This window comes from Streptomyces sp. NPDC001480 (assembly GCF_042894725.1).
Taxonomy (GTDB): Bacteria; Actinomycetota; Actinomycetes; order Streptomycetales; family Streptomycetaceae; genus Streptomyces.
In genome coordinates this window covers 344418-360899 of the sequence record NZ_JBIAVX010000009.1, presented here as the reverse complement: position 1 = coordinate 360899, position 16482 = coordinate 344418, and the positions used below count along the sequence as shown (strand labels likewise).

The window sequence follows — 16482 nt, the reverse complement described above, 5'->3', positions numbered from 1 at the left end:
AGGGTACGGAACTCACAGCCAGCCGTTGCGGCGGAACGCCCGGTACAACAGGCCTGACCCGAGGGCCATCAGGGCGAGCGCGCACGGGTAGCCGTAGCGCCAGTCCAGCTCGGGCATGTGGGCGAAGTTCATGCCGTAGATCCCGGCGACCATGGTGGGGATCGCGAAGATGGCCGCCCAGGCGCTGATGCGGCGCATGTCGTCGTTCTGCCAGGTACCCACTTTGGCGAGATGAGCGTCGAGCACGGAGGCGAGCAGGTCGTCCAGGGCGCGGACCTCGGTGTCGGTGCGGTTGAGGTGGTCGGTGACGTCACGGAAGTACGGCACGAGCTGCTGCGGCCAGTCGTCCCGCGCCGTGGTGAAGGGCTGCATGACCGGGACCAGCGGCTGGATGGCGTCGCGGAACTCCACCACCTCTCGTTTGAGCGAGTAGATCTGCTCGGTCAGGTCATCGCGAGCGGGTGAGAACACGCACCGCTCCAGGTCCGTCAGGTCCGTCCGCACTTCGGCGGCGGCCTCGGCGTAGGCGTCGACGATCACATCGGTCACCGCGTGCAGGACGCTGACCGGCCCCAGGCGTGCGATGTCCGGCTGCCGCGCGAGCCGGCGCGCCGCCTCCACCGTGGGATCGTTCGCCCCGTGCCGCACGGTGAGCGCGAAGGAGGGACCGAGGAAGATCATCACTTCGCCGGTTTCCACATCCGCTGTCTTCTCGACGAACCACAGGGTCTTCACCGCTACCGCGAGCACGTAGCCGTAGCGTTCCTGTTTGGGCCGCTGGTGGGCCTGTACCGCGTCCTCGACGGCAAGAGGATGCAGCTTCAGGTACTCGGCCAGCCGCCGCAACTCCTCCTCACGGGGTTCGTCCATGCGGATCCAGACGAACTCGTCCGGCTTCAGCACCGCGAGGCGGTCCAGGGCCGCCTGACATCCCGCGTCCGCCTGCCGGCAGTCGATCTGTTCCCACTCGTCCGTCTGTTCCCGGTAGATCGCACACTCCATGCCCTTTCGGATGCTTCCGTCACCGCATTCCATGCCTCCGGGAGTGCAAAGCCCGCCGCCCAGTCCGGCATGCACCTGCTGGCACCGTGGGTGCAGCGGCGCATGGGCGGTGTGCGGTGTGCTGTGTGCGGTGCGAAGAAGTCGGTCGGACCAGGAGGAGCAGGTCATGCGAGTGGTGGTCGTCGGCGGCGGCATCGCCGGTGCTTCAGTACCGGCTCGCTGCGCCTTGTCGATGAGGCCGAGGCCACCGAGGCGCTCCGGCGCGTGGCCGAGCGCGCCGCCAAGTCTCCGATGGCCGGCGAGGTGGAGCTGGCCAGCGCTCGCCGGGCCCGCGAACTCTTCCCCCTCCTTGCACACGACGGACCGGCGATCCACATCCCCGGAACGGTGCGCCTGGACGGACGCTCCGTCCGCGACGCGACGCGACGCGACGCGCCGTGCCGCGGTCCGGCGCCGCGCCCGGATCACCGAGGGCACGGCCGCGATCGTCGCCGACGGCGCGGTCCGCGGAGTACGGGTCGACGACGTGTTCGTCGGCGCGAACGCTGTGATCGCGGCGGCCGGTGCCTGGTCGCCGCAACTCCTCGAACCGATCGGCGTCCGGGTCCGCGTCGCGCCGCAGCGCGGCCAGATCATGCACTTGCGGTGATCGGCGCGACCCGCGAGGACGACGTCGGGTTTGACCACCGGGTGACCGTGGGCGGGATGGCGGAGGTGCTCGGCGAAGCGCTGTCCGTGGCCCCCGGGCTGGCCGGCGCGACGCACGTGGAGACCCGCGTCGGGTTCCGCCCGGTGGGACCCGACGCCCGGCCGCTGCTCGGCACGGTTCCGCAGGTCGCCGGGTTGATCGTGGTCAACGGCCTCGGGGCGTCCGGTCTGACGGTCGGCCCTTACGCGGGCGCGGTCGCGGCGCGGTTGGCCCGGCAGGCCGATCCGGGCACAGTGTGAGCATCAAGGCCGCTGCGCAGCCTGACCAACCAAGGCGGCGGTGTCATGCGGCGACGAACCGGTCAGTTTTCGAGAAGCGCCGAGCACCCGGCCGTCACTACCGTCGAAGGCATGAACTCCATCGATGCCGTCACCTTGGAAGTGGCCGACCTCACGGCTGCCACCCGCTTCTACTCCACCGTCCTCGGGCCGGACTCCTCGCACGTGCGGCTGCGCGCATCCGACGAACGCACGGCCGGATTCCGCGGGTTCACGCTGTCGCTGGTGGTGTCCCAGCCGGGCAATGTCGATGCCCTCGTCGAGGCTGCCCTCCAAGCCGGCGCCACCAGCCTCAAGACCGCCGCGAAGTCGCTGTGGGGCTACGGCGGGGTCGTCCAGGCCCCGGACGGCACGATTGTGAAGATCGCGACATCGGCGAAGAAGGACACCGGCCCGGTCACCCGGGACTTCGAGGAGCTCGTGCTCCTGCTGGGCGTCGAGGACGTCAAGGCCAGCAAGCAGTTCTACGCCGATCGGGGCCTGAGGGTGGGCAAGAGCTTCGGCGGCAAGTACGTGGAGTTCGCCACGGACTCCGGCCAGGTCAAGCTCGCTCTGTACAAGCGCCGCGCGCTCGCCAAGGACGCGGGCGTCCCCGCCGAGGGCAGCGGATCCCACCGCCTCGTGCTCACCGGCGCCGCCGCCCCGTGCAGCGACCCGGACGACTTCCTCTGGGAGGCCAATGTCCCGGTGACCGCCACGGCTTGACGTCGACTCCTCGGGTGGCGGCACACCGCCGCCCGCACGCATCTCGGGGTTTTTGCGTGCACCCGTGCGTTTCTTTGGCAGGACGCGGTACGGAAGTCCGCTTCCGTACACGTTCCGACCCTCGGATGTGGGTGAACGGCTCACCGGCTTCTTCAAGCCCCCAGCACAGCCCGAGGAGAACGCATGCCCCCCCGTCCCCTGCCTTCCGCCCGTGCCGTCACGGCAGTGGCCGCCGCGCTCGCAGCCGTGGGTGCTCTCACCGCGACGGCCACCGCGCCCGCATCGGCGCGCGCCCGCACCGACGCCCGGCACGTGCTGCTGCTGTCCGTCGACGGCCTGCACCAGTCCGACCTGGCCTGGTACATCGCCCGACACCCCCAGTCAGCGCTCGCGCGGCTCACCACCGGCGGCGTGGAGTACACCCACGCCAGAACCACCGTCCCCTCCGACTCGTTTCCCGGCATGGTCGGCCAGGTGACGGGGGGAAACCCGGGCACCACGGGCGTCTACTACGACGACACCTACGACTCCGCCCTCCTCCCGGCCGGTACGACCGCCTGCGCCGGCGCCGAGCGGGGCGCCGGCGCCGAGCGGGGCGCCGAGGTCGACCTCACCGAGGACCTCGACAAGAACAAGGACTCCCTCGACGCGGGCCAGAATCTGAGCGGCCTGCCCGGCAGCATCCTCGACATGACCGGCGACGCCCGCAGCCTCATCGACCCGTCGAAGCTGCCGGTCGACCCGAAGACCTGCAAGCCGGTGTTCCCGCACTCGTACCTGAAGGTGAACACGGTCTTCGACGTGGCCCGGAGGGCCGGGCTGCGGACCGCGTGGTCCGACAAGCACGTCGCGTACGAGATCCTGAACGGCCCGTCCGGCACCGGCATCCAGGACCTGTTCGCCCCCGAGATCAACAGCCGGGCGATCGGTTACGCGTCGGGCGCGGACTGGACGAAGGACAACGCCGCGACCGAGCAGTACGACGGCTACAAGGCGCAGGCCGTCCTCAACGAGATCGACGGCTTCGACCACAGCCGCACCCACGGGGTCGGCACCCCGGCGGTCTTCGGTATGAACTTCCAGTCCGTCTCGACCGCCCAGAAGCTGCCCACCTCTGACGGACTGACGGGCGGTTACCAGGCGAAGGGCGTGCCCGGTCCGCTGCTGGCGAAGAACCTCGCCTTCGTCGACAAGGAGGTCGGTGAGTTCCTCGCCGAACTGCGCAAGCGTCACCTGGACGACAGTACGACGGTCGTCCTGTCGGCCAAGCACGGCCAGTCGCCGACCGACCCCAAGGCACTGACCCGCATCGACGACGGCCCTCTGCTGGACGGCCTCGACGCCGCCTGGAAGGCCGCTCACCCGGGCGCCGGTGACCTGGTCGCGCACGCCGTGGACGACGACGCCATGCTCATCTGGCTCACCGACCGTTCCAAGGCCGCCACCGACTTCGCCAAGGCCTACCTGCTCGCCCGGTCCGGCAAGGGCAACGGCATCGACGGCCAGGCCAAGCCTTTCACCGCGAGCGGTCTCGACAAGCTGTACGCCGGTGCCGGCGCCGCCCGCTACTTCCACGTCCGCCCGGGCGACTCACGCGTGCCCGACCTGTTCGGCATCGCCCAGTACGGTGTCGTCTACACCGGCGGCAAGGGCAAGATCGCCGAACACGGCGGCGCCCACGCCGACGACCTGGACGTCCCGCTCGTCGTCTCCGGCGCCGCCACCCCGCACGGCGCACGCGTCGACGACACCGTGGAGACCACGCAGATCGCCCCGACGATCCTGCGGCTGCTCGGCCTCGACCCCGAGGCCCTGGACGCCGTACGCATCGAGCACACCCGGACACTGCCCACTCGCTGACAGCATCGCGAACGAATCTGCTTCCGCCTGCGTCGGCCTACTGTGAAGACTTACATGCTGGATCGTCGCCCTGTGTCAGTGACCGTCGCGGCCCTGGTCGCCCTGACGGGATGTTCGGTGTCGACAGCCTCGGGGGCGAAAACCGTCACGAGGAACGAGGCGATCACCGAAACGGTCACGGTGAGCGGCGACGACCGCACTCTCACCGTCATCGCGCAGTCGGGTGGCTGCGACGGCCCCGCTCACCTGCGGGCATCGGAGACCCTCACACGGGTCCACCTCACACTTCAGGTCACCACACGGACGGGCCCGGACGTCGTCTGCCCGGCTGACGCCCGCAGCGGGCCGGCCCGCGCGACCCTGCACGCGGCCCTCGGATCGAGGACCGTGACCGACGCGACGACCGGCCGCCGGTTGGCGGTGCGGAGCCACACCGCCAGAGGCGGAAACTGACGGAACCGGACCGGCCGGGCTTGTCGTTCGCCGTGCCCGAAGGATCCGGGCCCGTGGAAACCCGCACGAGCCCCAGGGCGGGCGCCGGGCCGCGGCCGTAGAGTTCTCGCTGTGACGGATCACCGAATGCCCGCCGCGGAGGTTTCGGTTTCTGTCGGCATGGTGCGGCGTCTACTCGACGAGCAGCACCGCGACTTGGCGGACCTGCCGATCGAGGTACTGGCCAACGGCTGGGACAACCTCGTGTGCCGGCTTGGCTAGGAGCTCCTCGTCCGGTTGCCGCGGCGCGCCATGGCTGCCGAGCTCCTCGCGCACGAGCAGCGGTGGTTGCCGGAGTTGTCCGGCCGCCTGCCGTTGCCCGTGCCGGCGCCGGTGCGTGTCGGGCGGCCGACGGCTCAGTACCGGTGGCCCTGGAGCGTCGTGCCGTTCTTCCCGGGCCGGATCGCGGCGCGGTCGGATCCCGACGACGCCTGGTCGGCCGCGGCGGCGCTCGGCGGTTTTCTGGACGCCCTGCACGTCCCGGCCCCTTCGGAGGCGCCCGCCAACCCGTTTCGCGGGATTCCGCTGGCCGGACGCGCCGAGGGCGTCCTGACCGGGCTGGCGCACGTCGAGCGGGCCGACCGTGCCACCGCACTGCGGGTCTGGGAATCGGCTGTCGCCACGCCCGCCTGGAGCGGGCCGCCGGTGTGGCTGCACGGGGACCTGCACCCGGCCAACCTCGTGATCGACCGCGGCCGAATCAGCGCAGTGATCGACTTCGGTGACATCACCTCCGGCGATCCCGCCACCGACCTGTCCGTGGCCTGGATGCTCTTCACGGCCGAGCAGCGGGCTGCCCTACGCCAGGCGTATGGCCGTGCGGACGACGCGACCTGGGAGCGGGCCCGTGGATGGGCGCTTGCCCTGTCCTTGGCCTTCCTGTCGCACTCGGCGGACGACCCACTGATGCGCGGCATCGGCGAGCGCGCCTTCCGCGCGGTGCTGGAGTAACGGTCGGCCTCCAGGTCCTACCGGGCGGACGTGCGGTGCAAGGGGACGGCGAACGCAACGACGAACAGGCCGAAGAGCGTGAGGGGCAACAGCCCGAGCAGTTGCGGAGGATCATCCCGCAGCCAGTGCCGGTTGCCCCACCAGTTCGCGCTGACGTCCATCACCATCACCGCACCTGCCAGCCAGAGCCCTTCCCGCCGCACCAACCCCACCAGCACCGCGGCCAGCGGATCGAGGACCACCAAGCTGACGAGGAACACCTGCACAGGGACCTGATGGAACGACGCATAGGCGTGGACGCCGCCACGGACCAGGTCTGCGATGTGGGAGACCGTGCCCTCGGTGAAACCGATCAGGTACACCGCGAGCACCCATCTCGCCCACGACGGCTGCGCACCCCACCGTTCCCGCACCTCGAACCCCACCGCGCCACCCTAGACGAGCGCGGGGCTGGCCGAAGGCACGGGCGGATACGGCTGTCTGCCCTCGTGTCAGCCGATGGGGGCCGGCATGGGCTGGACGTCGTAGTGGAGGCGGATGGCGTCCCCGGTGGCGGGGTCGTTCAGTTCCACGCTCCAGCCGTCGGCGAACTGATCGACGTCGGGGGCCATGGGGATGGTGCCGGAGATCAGGACCGTGCCTGGGGTGAGTGCGCCGCGTGAGCGCAGGACCTCCACCCAGTAGGCGGGGGTGAGGAGTTCGGCGAGGGTGCCGTGCTGAATCTCGGTCCGGGTCTCACCGTGGGTGACCCAGGCACGCAGGGTGAGTTCGTCGATTCGGGACTCCACGTCGGCCAGGCGCCAGGCGCGGCGGGCGAGGACGTCGGGGCCGGCGTTCTTGCTCCAGGCCACGCCGTGCACCTCCAGGTCACGGTCGGTGTGGTCGCAGGCTGCCGTCAGCAGCAGCTCCCCGCCGTCCGCCACCACCAGCGCCCACTCCGCCTCGCCGGAGGTGCGCCCGTGCTGCGCCTGGACCCGGTCGGTCTGCTGTGCGAGATAGGGAGAGACGGGGTAGAGGGCCGGTGTCACGGACGGGCCGGGAACGCCCAGCTCGGCAAGCTCCGCGACGTGCGCGGCGACGTCCTTCTGGCTGCGCCCGGCGTACCCGGCATTGAGGACCTGGACGACGTCGACCTCGCGCGTCGATCCGTCGGGCAGTTCGAAGGTCAGCACGGCCATGAGGGCACTCCCAGTGATCGGGGGACGGACCGCGGGTCGGGATTTCTCCACGGTCTCCACGGTCGAGTTCTCGCGCAGGGCTTGCGCATACGACCTGTATACAAGAAGTATGCCAGAAGGTCGATGTCCCCGAGCAAGGATGGGAACCATGCACGACACCTCGAAGGACGACGCGAAGGCGTCCGACAGGCACTCCGGCGTCGGCCGGGCCTTCGCCGCGAGCCTGACCGGCACGGCCCTGGAGTGGTACGACTTCGCCGTCTACTCCGCCGCGGCCGCCCTGGTCTTCGGCGACCTGTTCTTCCCGTCGGAAAACCCGCTCACCGGCACGCTCCTGGCGTTCTCCACCTACGCGGTCGGCTATGTGTCGCGTCCGCTCGGCGGGATCGTCTTCGGCCGCCTCGGCGATGTGATCGGCCGCAAGAAGGTGCTGATGGCCACGCTGGTCCTCATCGGCGCGGCCACATTTCTGATCGGCGTCCTGCCCGCGTACTCGACGGTCGGCGTGGCCGCTCCGATCGCCCTGGTCGTGCTGCGCTTCGCCCAGGGCGTCGGCGTCGGTGGCGAATGGGGCGGCGCCGTGCTGCTGTCCAGCGAGTTCGGGGACCCGCGCCGCCGCGGCTTCTACGCCTCGGCCGCGCAGGTCGGCCCACCCGCCGGCAACCTGCTGGCCAACGGCGTCCTGGCCGCCCTCGGCGCGCTGCTGACCGATGCGCAGTTCGAGTCGTGGGGCTGGCGCGTCGCCTTCCTGCTCTCCGGGGTGCTCGTCGGGTTCGGGCTGTGGGTCCGGGCGAAGCTGGAGGAGACCCCGGTCTTCAAGGCGATGCAGGCCGGGCACCAACGCCCCGAAGCGCCGATCCGGGAGGTCCTGACCACGCAGCCGCGAGCCCTGCTCGCCGCGGTCCTCTGCCGCGTCGGCCCCGACGTGCTCTACGCCATGTTCACCGTGTTCGTCCTGACGTACGCCACCCAGGAACTCGGCATGTCGCGCGGCTCCGCCCTCGCGGCCGTCCTCATCGGCTCCTCGCTCCAGGTCTTCCTCATGCCGCTGGCCGGCGCCCTCTCCGACCGGGTCGACCGCCGCCTGCTGTCCGGCTGCGCCGCCGTGGCCGCCGGCATATGGCCCTTCGTGTTCTTCCCGCTGGCCGGCGGTGGCACCTGGCTGCCGCTCGCCACCGGTGTCGTCGTGGGCCTCGTGATCCACTGCTGTCTGTACGGACCGCAGGCCGCATTCATCGCCGAACAGTTCTCGCCCCGGCTGCGCTACACCGGGTCCTCACTGGCCTACACACTGGCCGGGATCATCGGCGGCGCCGTCGCACCACTGCTGTTCACCAGTCTGCTGAGCGCCTACGACAGCTGGGTGCCGCTGGCCGCGTACACCGCCCTCGCCTCGGCCGTCTCCCTCGTCGGGGTCTGCCTGGGCCGCGGCCCCGAAGCCGCCGTCGACGAGGACACCCACCTGGCCGCGCCGAAGGCCCGTACCACGGCGGACGCCACCCGGGCCCGCTGACCCTTGCAGACCCCCCGAACCTCCCGAGGAGGAACCGCACCGTGCGGATCGCCCTGAGCCAGCTCACCACCGGCCCCGACCCCGACAAGAACCTCCAGCTCATCAAGGAGTGGACGCGGCGAGCCGCGGACGCCGGAGCCCGCGTCGTCGTCTTCCCGGAGGCGTCGATGGCCTGCTTCGGCACCCCACTGGCACCGCTCGCCGAGCCCTTGGACGGTCCGTGGGCCGACGGGGTGCGGCAGATCGCCCGGGCCACCGGCACGGTCGTCGTGGCCGGCATGTTCACCCCGGCTCCCGAGGGCCGGGTGGCCAACACCCTGCTGGCCACGGGGCCCGGGGTCGAGGCGTCCTACGACAAGATCCACCTCTACGACGCCTTCGGTTACCGCGAGTCCGACACCGTCGCCGCCGGCTCCGCCTCGACGGTGATCGATGTGGACGGGGTGCGGCTGGGCCTGGCCACCTGCTACGACGTCCGCTTCCCGGAGCTGTTCCGGGCCCACGCCGACGCCGGGGCCGTGGCCACACTGCTGGCCGCCTCCTGGGGCGCCGGACCCGGCAAGCTCCAGCAGTGGGATCTGCTGGTCCAGGCCCGCGCTCTGGACGCCACCCTATGGCTCGCCGCCGTCGGCCAGGCCGACCCCGGCACCGAGCCGGGCCCCGCGCCGACGGGCATCGGGCACAGCCGCGTCGTCGGACCCGACGGCACGGTCCGGTACGCCCTGGGCGCCGAGCCCGACCTGCTGCTGGCCGACCTCGACGTCGACGAGGTCGCCACGGTCCGGCAGAAGATCTCCGTACTGGCCAACCGGCGACCGGAGGTGTGGCGATGAGCAAACCGGAGCTGGAGTTCCACCTCCCCGACGGACCGTGGAGCACCCCGGCGGGCGCCGGTCCCGGCGTCGAGGAGCGGGTCCTTGCCGACGACCCCGAGGGCGGATGCCGCACGGCGCTCGTCCGCTGGGCGCCGGGCACCGACACCTCGGCGCAGGGCGTGGCACGCCACGACTTCTGGGAAGAGGTCTATCTCGTCGACGGAGCGCTGCACGACCTGACGCTCGGCCGGACCTTCACCGCCGGCATGTACGCGTGCCGCCCGCCCGGGATGCCGCACGGCCCGTGGACCTCGCAGGACGGTGTCACCATGCTGGTGATCACCTATCCGGGGACGGGCCGGCAGTGACCGACGGGGGCCGGGAGGAGACACCGGCCCCCGGATACTGCGGCAGGGCAGGATCCGGTGCGGAGGTCGAGCAGCCGGACGCGGGCTCGCCTAGCCCGCGAGCAGTACCTTGAGCGTCGACTCCAGGTGGTAGTCGATGGCGGCGCACGCGGCCTGCGCGTCACCGGCGGCGAGGGCGTCCAGGATCGCCTCGTGTTCGTCCAGCACGGCCTCCTGCCGTCCCTGCCGGCTGAACAGGGCCACCACTCCGGTGCGGACCTGGCGGCTTCGCAGGCCGTCGTAGTGCCGGTCCAGGAGGGAGTTGCCCACGGCGGACACCAGTGCCGAGTGGAACCGGTGATCCACGGCGATGAACTCCCGGGCCTGGTCGGCGCCGGTGAGTTCGCGCTGTCGTTCGAGCAGGGACCGCAGCTCCGCCACTGGTGCTCCGCCACCGGCGACGAGCTGCTGGGCGGCGTACCGCTCGACGATGCCCCGCAGCTCCATCAGCTCGCGGATCTCCCGTCCCGTCAGCGGTGCCACCCGGGCTCCCCGCTTGGGCACGAGCTCGACCAGGCCCTCGGCCGCGAGCTGGAGCAGCGCCTCCCGGATCGGTGTGCGCGAGACGCCGATCCGGTCGGCGAGCTCCTGCTCAGACAGGAAGGCCCCCTGCATCTCGGGATCCGTCAGCACCGTGTCCTTGAGATGCGCGTACGCCTTCTCCCGACCGGACGTCACGGCAACCCCCAGACTTCGCATACAGTTTGTATACAAACGCTACCACGCAGCTTCCACGGGGAGCGTCTCATGCGCGGTCTGCGGGAGCGGGCCGCTCCTGGGCGGCACGCCTGCTGTCGGCGCTTTGGGCCGGCGCCCATGGCTTCCTGCGCGGCGATGGCGGACGGCCTGAGCAACGCCCGGAAACCGCACTGCGAGAGCCGGGAACAGGCCGGGCTGCTCGCCATGCGCGCGGGGCTGAGCGGAGAGGCGAGCCGCACGGACGAGGGGTGGCCCCGCGGCCCGGGCCCGGCCGTCGCTCAGGCCTCGTCGGCGGGCCTCAATCGATCCCGGACCGTTCCACCCCTGCCACGATCCACCGCTGGAAGCACAGGAACACGACCAGCAATGGCAGGATCGATACGGCTGCCGCGACGAACAGCTCGTGCAGCCTGACGACCTGCGACGTGGTGAAGGACGACAGCGCCACCTGCACGGTCCATGCGTTCTGGTCCTGCCCGATCACCAGCGGCCACAGGAAGGAGTTCCACGCGCCGATGAACACGATGGTCCCGACGGCGGCGAAGACGGGCCGGGCGTTCGGTACGACGATGAGCCAGTACGTCCGCCAGTAGCCGAGCCCGTCCACCTGTGCCGCGTCCTCCAACTCCGCTGGGAATCCCAGGAAGTACTGCCGGAAGACGAAACAGGCGAAGGCCGAGAACAGCGTCGGGACGATCAGGCCCCGGAAGGTCGAGACCCAGCCCAGCGACGACACGAGTACGAAGCTCGGGACGAAGGTGACGGCGGCCGGAACCATCAGGGTGCCGAGGACCGAGTAGAAGACCTTGTTCGCGTGCCGGTAGGGGATGCGAGCGAGACCGTACCCCGCGAGCGAGGCGAGCAGCAGCGTGCCGAGTGTCGTCGCGACCGCGATCAGCGCGGAGTTGAGCAGGGAGCGGGCGAAGGGGACGGAGGTGTCGTCGAAGAGCTCCCGTACGTTCCCCCACCTCAACTCCGAGGGGAAAAGCGTCCATTCCGGTGAGGTGATGTCCTGCTCGCTCGACAGCGCGTTGCGGACGAGGAGATAGAAAGGGATGAGGAAGAGCAGAGCCAGTGCGACCAGCAGGACGAGCCGCAGGGCCCGCCCGACACGTACCACGGCGTCCTCCACCGTCACTCCTCCTTCTTGCCCAGTCCGAACCAGCGTGCCTGACCCACCGTCACGACCACGATGACCAGCGCGAGGATCACCGCGCCGGCGCTGCCGAGCCCCAGGTTCTGCCCCTGGCCGAGGGCCACGTAGTAGAGGTAGACGAGCGGCGGACGGGCGTACGGCGGGTATCCGCGGGCGTCCGAGAGGAGGTTGTAGAACTCGTCGAAGGCCTGGAAGGCGTTGATGACGAGGAGCAGGACGACCGCGATCGACGTGGCGCCCAGCTGCGGCAGCGTGATGTGCCGCAGTACCTGCCAGCCGGGCCGGGCCCCGTCGACCTCGGCAGCCTCGTACAGCCCGCGATCGATCCGCTGAAGCCCGGCCAGGAAGAGGATCATGTAGAAGCCCGTCTGGAGCCACAATCGCACCGTGACGATCACCAGCCAGTACCAGGGCGGGTCGGTGGTCGAGAGCCAGGCGACCGGGTCGCCGCCGAACCAACCGAGCACGGCATTGGCGAGCCCGAACCGTACGCCGTTGAACACGGACATCTTCCAGATGAGGGCGGCGACGACGTAACTGCACGCTGCCGGAAGGAAGAACACGGACCGGAAGAACGCCTGCGCCCGGCGCACCCGGTTCACCATCAGTGCGAGGGCGAGCGAGAGGACATACGTCGCGGGCACGATGAACGCCGTGAAGACCAGGAAGGTGCGCAGGCTGTCGACGAAGGCGTCGTCCGACAGCATGGCCGTGTAGTTGTCGAAGCCGACGAAGTGAGTGGGCGTGACGGTGTTGCGGGCGTCGAACAGGCTGAGACCGACGCTCCACAGCAGAGGGACGTACGTGAACAGGGCGAGCCCGAGAACGAACGGGCCGACGAAGATCCAGAACCAGAGAGTGCGGTTGCGTACTCTGCGTCCGGCCCTCACGACTTCTTCTTCACCCGGTCGAGTTCGGCCGACACCTTCCGGACGACCGTCCTCAGTTCGCTCTCCGGATCGGCTCCGCTCTTGATGATCCGGCTCAGCGCGTCCTGGTAGGCGGTCTGGCTGGCAGGGGTCCACAACAGTGGCTGGGCGTAGCCGTGTTCGGTGGTGAAGCGGACGGCGTCGGCGGCCGCACCCGTCTTCAGCTTGCCGGCCTTCTTGGCCAGAGAGACCCGCGCGGGGATGTGGAAGCCGTAGGAAAGAGCGAAGTCCGCCTGATAGTCGGTGCGTTCGACCCACAGCCACTTCACGAAGTCCTTGGCGGTCTCCTTGTGCCTGCTGCGGGCGCTGACAGCGGCCCCGAACGCACCGACGGGGACGGAGGGACTGCCCGATCCGTCCTTGGGGAACGGCAGCACTCCGAAGTCGTCGCCGAGTTCCTTCTGCACCTGGGGGAGCGCCCACAGGCCGGACCACTGCATGGCGGTCAGGCCCTGGAGGAGGGCGGACGGGTCCGACCAGTCGGCGGGTGCGCCGAGGAGCAGGGACTTGTCGGCGTACAACTGGTGAACCTTCGCAAGGGCACGTGCGGCGGCCGGGTCGTCGAAACCGACCATGCCGTCGTCCGTGACCAGTTGAAGTCCGGCCGCGTACAGCGGTGTTCCGCCCAGGACACCGGCACCACCGTCGTTGCCGAGGAAGAGCCCCTTGATCTTCTTCGTGGTCAGTTTCCGGGCGGCTTCGACCAGTGCGTCCAGGGTGGCCGGTGGCTCCACACCCGCGTCCTTCAGCAGGCTCTTGCGGTAGTAGAGCAGTTGCATGTCGATGACCTGCGGGATGCCCCAGATCTTCCCGTCGTACGTCTTCGGGGTGAGTACGGCCGGGTTGAAGTCGTCCTTGACGCCTTCGAGCAGGTCGGTGAGATCGACGACCTGGCCCCCCTGGATCTGGTCGAGGGTGGGGCTGCCCTCGAAGACATCCGGACCGGAGTCGGTGAGCAGCGCGGCGGCGGTCTGCTGGTCGTAGTTGCCGGGCCGCCACTGCACGCTGACATCGGCCTTCTTGTAGGCCGCGGCGTACCGCTTCACCGCCTGCTCGGTGCCCGCCTCACCGTACTGGTGGTACCACTGCGACAGCGTCGGCCCCGCACCGCTGCCCCCGCCGCGTCCTGTATTGGACCCGCAGGCGGTGAGCAGCCCGGCGCCCACCCCCGCGGCGAGCAGTGCCCTGCGACTGATGGTCATGGTGCGCGCCCCCTGACGGTTCGTCGATTCACGGCCAGAAGGTAAATCATGCCCCGCGTTTGCGGCAGGAGTGTTGCAACGGTTTGTACGTGTCAAGGGGCGCTGTTGCGCCGAAGGAGTCCCTCACCCGGGCACGGCCTCGGCTCAGTGCGTCACCGACCGGGGGAGGACCCGGGGGTGGCCGGACCGCCTTCGCCCTTGAGCCGCCAGACGCGGAAGTCGGTGATGTGGAAGTGGCTCCAGGTGGTGCGGAACGCGAACCAGCCGCTGGTGTACGGGTCCTCGTCGGTGTAGTCGAAGACCAGCTCACCGTTGTCCCAGTACTGTATGTGTTTGCCGTCGGAGACCAGCCGGATCCGGTTGGGCTCGTTCGCGGTGAGCAGCGGCGAGGTGTAGTCGTAGATCAGCGGCCGGGATCCTGCCACGCCGACGTAACGCCGCAGCCGGGTGGTGGTGTTGTAGTTCGCGCCGAGGCCCGCATAGTACGTGGTGAGGTAGTCGTAGTCGGCCAGGGCGCCGCTGCGGGGCGTGCCGAACAGGTTGTCGGGGGAGCGTGGATCCCTGGCGTTCCAGAAGGAGTTCAGGTCGCTGACCCGATCGTTGGGACCGCCCTGGGAGACCGGCGTCGCGGTGAAGTCGATCTCGTACCGGCCCGAGAAGGGCCGCTTGAACCACACGGACGCCCCGGCGGGCACGTCGACGTCCAGCACGCCGTCGTTCGCCGTGACACTGCCGCCGTTCTCCAGCTCGGTCGACCATTGGCCAATGCCGTGCCGGAAGTTGTCTCTGGCCAGCAACTGGCGGTGGTGGTGCGGGCTTTGGCGGGCCGGGGTGGCAGCGGCACCGGTGGTGAGTGCGGTGGTGGCCGCAACGGCGAGGCTCACCAGAGCGGCGGACCAGGTGATGCGCATCGGAGGATCCCTTCCTGTGGACGGCCAGGAGCGTACGGAAACCAACACATCCGAGCAATGGAAGTCATGGAAGCGAAAAGAATCCTTCATGGGCAGCCGGATTCGCCGCCGGTCGTGGATGCGTGCGCCCAGCGGATCGGTTGACGCGCCGACCTCCCTCAATCGGACCGCGCCTGTACGGGTTGCCGCAGAATCGTCCTGAGCTTGGCGGGGTCAGTCCTGCGTGGGTCGCTGAGGTAGACCTCGTGGTGCAACCCCGCCTCCCGCAAGTTCTTGGCGGGGAGGTAATCGTGGTGGAGCCTGGTCAGGATCGGTGTCTCGTCGTCGTAAGAGCCGATGTGGAGGACCTGGGCGCTGGTGCCCTCGTGCAGCGTCTCCGACCGAACGTCCGGAATGGCCGGAAGCCCCTTCTTGGTCAGGGCGGTGTGCTTGGCGTCTTCGATCATGCCGCCAGTGATCCAGTCGGGGACGTTGATGAGAAGTCTCCATCGCCAGTTGTCCTTGAGCCTGGCCAGGAAGTCGTCCATGTCGTCCGCCCACCACAGTCCCTCGAGCGGGCCCACGACGAAGTCCTTGCCGAGGTCGCCTTTGCTCGCGAACTTGGTGGTGTAGGCGACCGCGTAGAGCGCCTGGACCGCATGGCGGTACGCGGGGCTGGTGTTCGGGTCGCCGTGCCCGTCGATGGCGAGGAAACGAAGCTCGGGGACATCGACGACTTCCCAGTCGGTGTTCTTGGGGGAGTAGCACTTCCGGAGCCGGCGCTTGACGTCGTACTTGGCGGTCACACGGAGGAACCTCTCTGTGATGGGCTTCGCACGAACAGTAGCCTCGGGCCATGACCGAGAACTCGGTGGCACATTTCTACGACGAACCGGCCGACGACTACCACCTGATCTATACGGACTGGGACGCCAGCGTCCGCCGGCAGGGGGACGCTTTGGACGCCCTGCTAAGCCAAGACCGCGCGGCGGTGCTCGACTGCTCCTGCGGCATCGGCACGCAGGCCATCGGCCTGGCGTTGCGCGGCCACCGCGTCACCGGTACAGACCTCAGCCCCCGCGCTGTCGCCCGTGCTGCCCGCGAGGCCGGCCACCGGAATGTGGCGTTGGGCACGGCAGTCGCGGACATGCGGCGACTGCCGTTTCCCGACGTCCGATTCGACGCCGTCGTCTGCGCCGACAACGCCCTGCCCCACCTTCTGACGGAGCAGGACGTCCACGCCGCCCTGACGGAGATGCGCCGCGTGCTCCGTCCCGGCGGCCTGCTGCTGCTCAGTACGCGCGCTTACGACGACCTGCTGCGCCAGCGCCCCGAATCGGCGCTCCCACAGGTCCACCGGCCCGCGGACGGGGGAGAGCGGACCGTCACCTTCCAGCTCTGGCACTGGCACGAGGACGGCGAGCACTACGAGCTGGAACACTTCCAGCTCCTGCCCACGGGCGGAGAATGGCGTGTCAGGGTCCGCCGGACCGCCTACTGGGCGCTCGCCCTGGACCGGCTGACCGGTCTCGTGACCGACGCGGGGTTCGTGGACCCCGAGTGGCGTATGCCGCAGGAGACAGGTTTCTTCCAGCCGCTGCTCATGGCACGTGCCGGCGAGTAGAGGGTCCGATCGGGAGCCGGCTTGGGGATCACCCCCAGGGATGCCCCTTCAACGTCCAGATCAGCACCCCGG

The 16482-nt window shown here is 69.8% G+C and carries 18 protein-coding genes and 1 pseudogene; 10 read left to right on the top strand and 9 right to left on the bottom strand.

All coding sequences use genetic code 11. The annotated features are described in order from the left end of the window. Positions 1–12: 12 nt before the first annotated feature. On the bottom strand, positions 13–1002 hold the full coding sequence (locus ACFY01_RS24440; RefSeq protein WP_390737840.1) for a magnesium and cobalt transport protein CorA: 990 nt from the start codon (positions 1000–1002) through the stop codon (positions 13–15). Between ACFY01_RS24440 and ACFY01_RS24435 the strand changes: the two are divergent. The 6 genes and pseudogenes from ACFY01_RS24435 to ACFY01_RS24410 all read left to right on the top strand — a co-directional run bounded on the left by ACFY01_RS24435 (position 1001) and on the right by ACFY01_RS24410 (position 5997). Next, positions 1001–1950 (top strand): annotated as a pseudogene (locus ACFY01_RS24435) (NAD(P)/FAD-dependent oxidoreductase). The gene ACFY01_RS24440 and the pseudogene ACFY01_RS24435 sit on opposite strands and share 2 nt — an antisense overlap. A 111-nt stretch (positions 1951–2061) precedes the next feature. Continuing rightward, a complete protein-coding gene (locus ACFY01_RS24430; RefSeq protein ID WP_390737839.1) occupies positions 2062–2694 on the top strand; it encodes a glyoxalase in 633 nt (210 codons plus the stop codon). Positions 2695–2877: 183 nt separating this feature from the next. Next, entirely contained in the window at positions 2878–4554 is a 1677-nt protein-coding gene (locus ACFY01_RS24425; protein ID WP_390737838.1) for an alkaline phosphatase family protein, read from the top strand. 72 nt (positions 4555–4626) lie between these two features. Continuing rightward, positions 4627–5007, top strand: a complete 381-nt coding sequence (locus ACFY01_RS24420; protein ID WP_390737837.1) for a hypothetical protein — start codon at positions 4627–4629, stop codon at positions 5005–5007. A 111-nt stretch (positions 5008–5118) separates the two neighbouring features. Beyond that, on the top strand, positions 5119–5268 hold the full coding sequence (locus ACFY01_RS24415) for a hypothetical protein (protein WP_390737836.1): 150 nt from the start codon (positions 5119–5121) through the stop codon (positions 5266–5268). 30 nt (positions 5269–5298) lie between these two features. Continuing rightward, positions 5299–5997 carry an aminoglycoside phosphotransferase family protein gene (locus tag ACFY01_RS24410; RefSeq protein WP_390737835.1) on the top strand — a complete coding sequence of 233 codons (699 nt, stop codon included), beginning with the start codon at positions 5299–5301 and terminating at the stop codon, positions 5995–5997. A 17-nt stretch (positions 5998–6014) separates the two neighbouring features. Here the strand turns inward: ACFY01_RS24410 and ACFY01_RS24405 are convergent, their stop codons facing one another. Both ACFY01_RS24405 and ACFY01_RS24400 read right to left on the bottom strand, forming a co-directional pair. Continuing rightward, entirely contained in the window at positions 6015–6422 is a 408-nt protein-coding gene (locus tag ACFY01_RS24405; protein ID WP_390737834.1) for a hypothetical protein, read from the bottom strand. A 66-nt stretch (positions 6423–6488) separates the two neighbouring features. Next, positions 6489–7175: a DUF2848 domain-containing protein gene (locus tag ACFY01_RS24400; protein ID WP_390737833.1), complete on the bottom strand. Its 687-nt coding sequence runs from the start codon at positions 7173–7175 to the stop codon at positions 6489–6491. A gap of 148 nt (positions 7176–7323) precedes the next feature. Between ACFY01_RS24400 and ACFY01_RS24395 the strand changes: the two genes are divergently transcribed. The 3 genes from ACFY01_RS24395 to ACFY01_RS24385 are packed head-to-tail and all read left to right on the top strand — an operon-like array spanning position 7324 to position 9871. Then, positions 7324–8688 (top strand): MFS transporter, encoded by a 1365-nt coding sequence (locus tag ACFY01_RS24395; RefSeq protein WP_390737832.1) that lies wholly within the window; start codon positions 7324–7326, stop codon positions 8686–8688. A 41-nt stretch (positions 8689–8729) separates the two neighbouring features. Next, entirely contained in the window at positions 8730–9521 is a 792-nt protein-coding gene (locus tag ACFY01_RS24390) for a carbon-nitrogen hydrolase family protein (RefSeq protein ID WP_390737831.1), read from the top strand. Then, complete coding sequence (locus tag ACFY01_RS24385) at positions 9518–9871, top strand: cupin domain-containing protein (protein WP_390737830.1); 354 nt, start codon at positions 9518–9520, stop codon at positions 9869–9871. The genes ACFY01_RS24390 and ACFY01_RS24385 overlap by 4 nt, the downstream gene beginning before the upstream one ends. A gap of 90 nt (positions 9872–9961) precedes the next feature. Here ACFY01_RS24385 and ACFY01_RS24380 read toward each other — a convergent pair whose 3' ends face one another. The 6 genes from ACFY01_RS24380 to ACFY01_RS24355 all read right to left on the bottom strand — a co-directional run bounded on the left by ACFY01_RS24380 (position 9962) and on the right by ACFY01_RS24355 (position 15592). Beyond that, the gene (locus ACFY01_RS24380; RefSeq protein ID WP_390737829.1) at positions 9962–10588 is read right to left on the bottom strand and encodes a GntR family transcriptional regulator; all 627 of its coding nucleotides are present in this window, start codon (positions 10586–10588) and stop codon (positions 9962–9964) included. Positions 10589–10907: 319 nt separating this feature from the next. After that, positions 10908–11741 (bottom strand): carbohydrate ABC transporter permease, encoded by an 834-nt coding sequence (locus ACFY01_RS24375; RefSeq protein ID WP_390737828.1) that lies wholly within the window; start codon positions 11739–11741, stop codon positions 10908–10910. Positions 11742–11743: 2 nt separating this feature from the next. Then, complete coding sequence (locus ACFY01_RS24370) at positions 11744–12655, bottom strand: carbohydrate ABC transporter permease (RefSeq protein ID WP_390737827.1); 912 nt, start codon at positions 12653–12655, stop codon at positions 11744–11746. Further along, the gene (locus ACFY01_RS24365; protein WP_390737826.1) at positions 12652–13896 is read right to left on the bottom strand and encodes an ABC transporter substrate-binding protein; all 1245 of its coding nucleotides are present in this window, start codon (positions 13894–13896) and stop codon (positions 12652–12654) included. The genes ACFY01_RS24370 and ACFY01_RS24365 overlap by 4 nt, the downstream gene beginning before the upstream one ends. Before the next feature lie 152 nt (positions 13897–14048). Then, positions 14049–14807, bottom strand: a complete 759-nt coding sequence (locus ACFY01_RS24360; protein WP_390737825.1) for a DUF6250 domain-containing protein — start codon at positions 14805–14807, stop codon at positions 14049–14051. A gap of 158 nt (positions 14808–14965) precedes the next feature. Continuing rightward, a complete protein-coding gene (locus ACFY01_RS24355) occupies positions 14966–15592 on the bottom strand; it encodes a GyrI-like domain-containing protein (RefSeq protein WP_390737824.1) in 627 nt (208 codons plus the stop codon). A gap of 50 nt (positions 15593–15642) precedes the next feature. On the opposite strand from ACFY01_RS24355, the gene ACFY01_RS24350 reads away from it, so the two are divergent. Then, positions 15643–16410, top strand: coding sequence for a class I SAM-dependent methyltransferase (locus ACFY01_RS24350; RefSeq protein ID WP_390737823.1), 768 nt, complete (start codon positions 15643–15645; stop codon positions 16408–16410). Positions 16411–16482: the final 72 nt, after the last annotated feature.

Coding starts and splice junctions, on each gene's coding strand:
- ACFY01_RS24385 (WP_390737830.1), top strand. CDS start 9,518: ATGAGCAAACCGGAGCTGGAGTTCCACCTCCCCGACGGACCGTGGAGC.
- ACFY01_RS24400 (WP_390737833.1), bottom strand. CDS start 7,175: ATGGCCGTGCTGACCTTCGAACTGCCCGACGGATCGACGCGCGAGGTC.
- ACFY01_RS24430 (WP_390737839.1), top strand. CDS start 2,062: ATGAACTCCATCGATGCCGTCACCTTGGAAGTGGCCGACCTCACGGCT.
- ACFY01_RS24410 (WP_390737835.1), top strand. CDS start 5,299: ATGGCTGCCGAGCTCCTCGCGCACGAGCAGCGGTGGTTGCCGGAGTTG.
- ACFY01_RS24360 (WP_390737825.1), bottom strand. CDS start 14,807: ATGCGCATCACCTGGTCCGCCGCTCTGGTGAGCCTCGCCGTTGCGGCC.
- ACFY01_RS24365 (WP_390737826.1), bottom strand. CDS start 13,896: ATGACCATCAGTCGCAGGGCACTGCTCGCCGCGGGGGTGGGCGCCGGG.
- ACFY01_RS24425 (WP_390737838.1), top strand. CDS start 2,878: ATGCCCCCCCGTCCCCTGCCTTCCGCCCGTGCCGTCACGGCAGTGGCC.
- ACFY01_RS24350 (WP_390737823.1), top strand. CDS start 15,643: ATGACCGAGAACTCGGTGGCACATTTCTACGACGAACCGGCCGACGAC.
- ACFY01_RS24395 (WP_390737832.1), top strand. CDS start 7,324: ATGCACGACACCTCGAAGGACGACGCGAAGGCGTCCGACAGGCACTCC.
- ACFY01_RS24440 (WP_390737840.1), bottom strand. CDS start 1,002: ATGGAGTGTGCGATCTACCGGGAACAGACGGACGAGTGGGAACAGATC.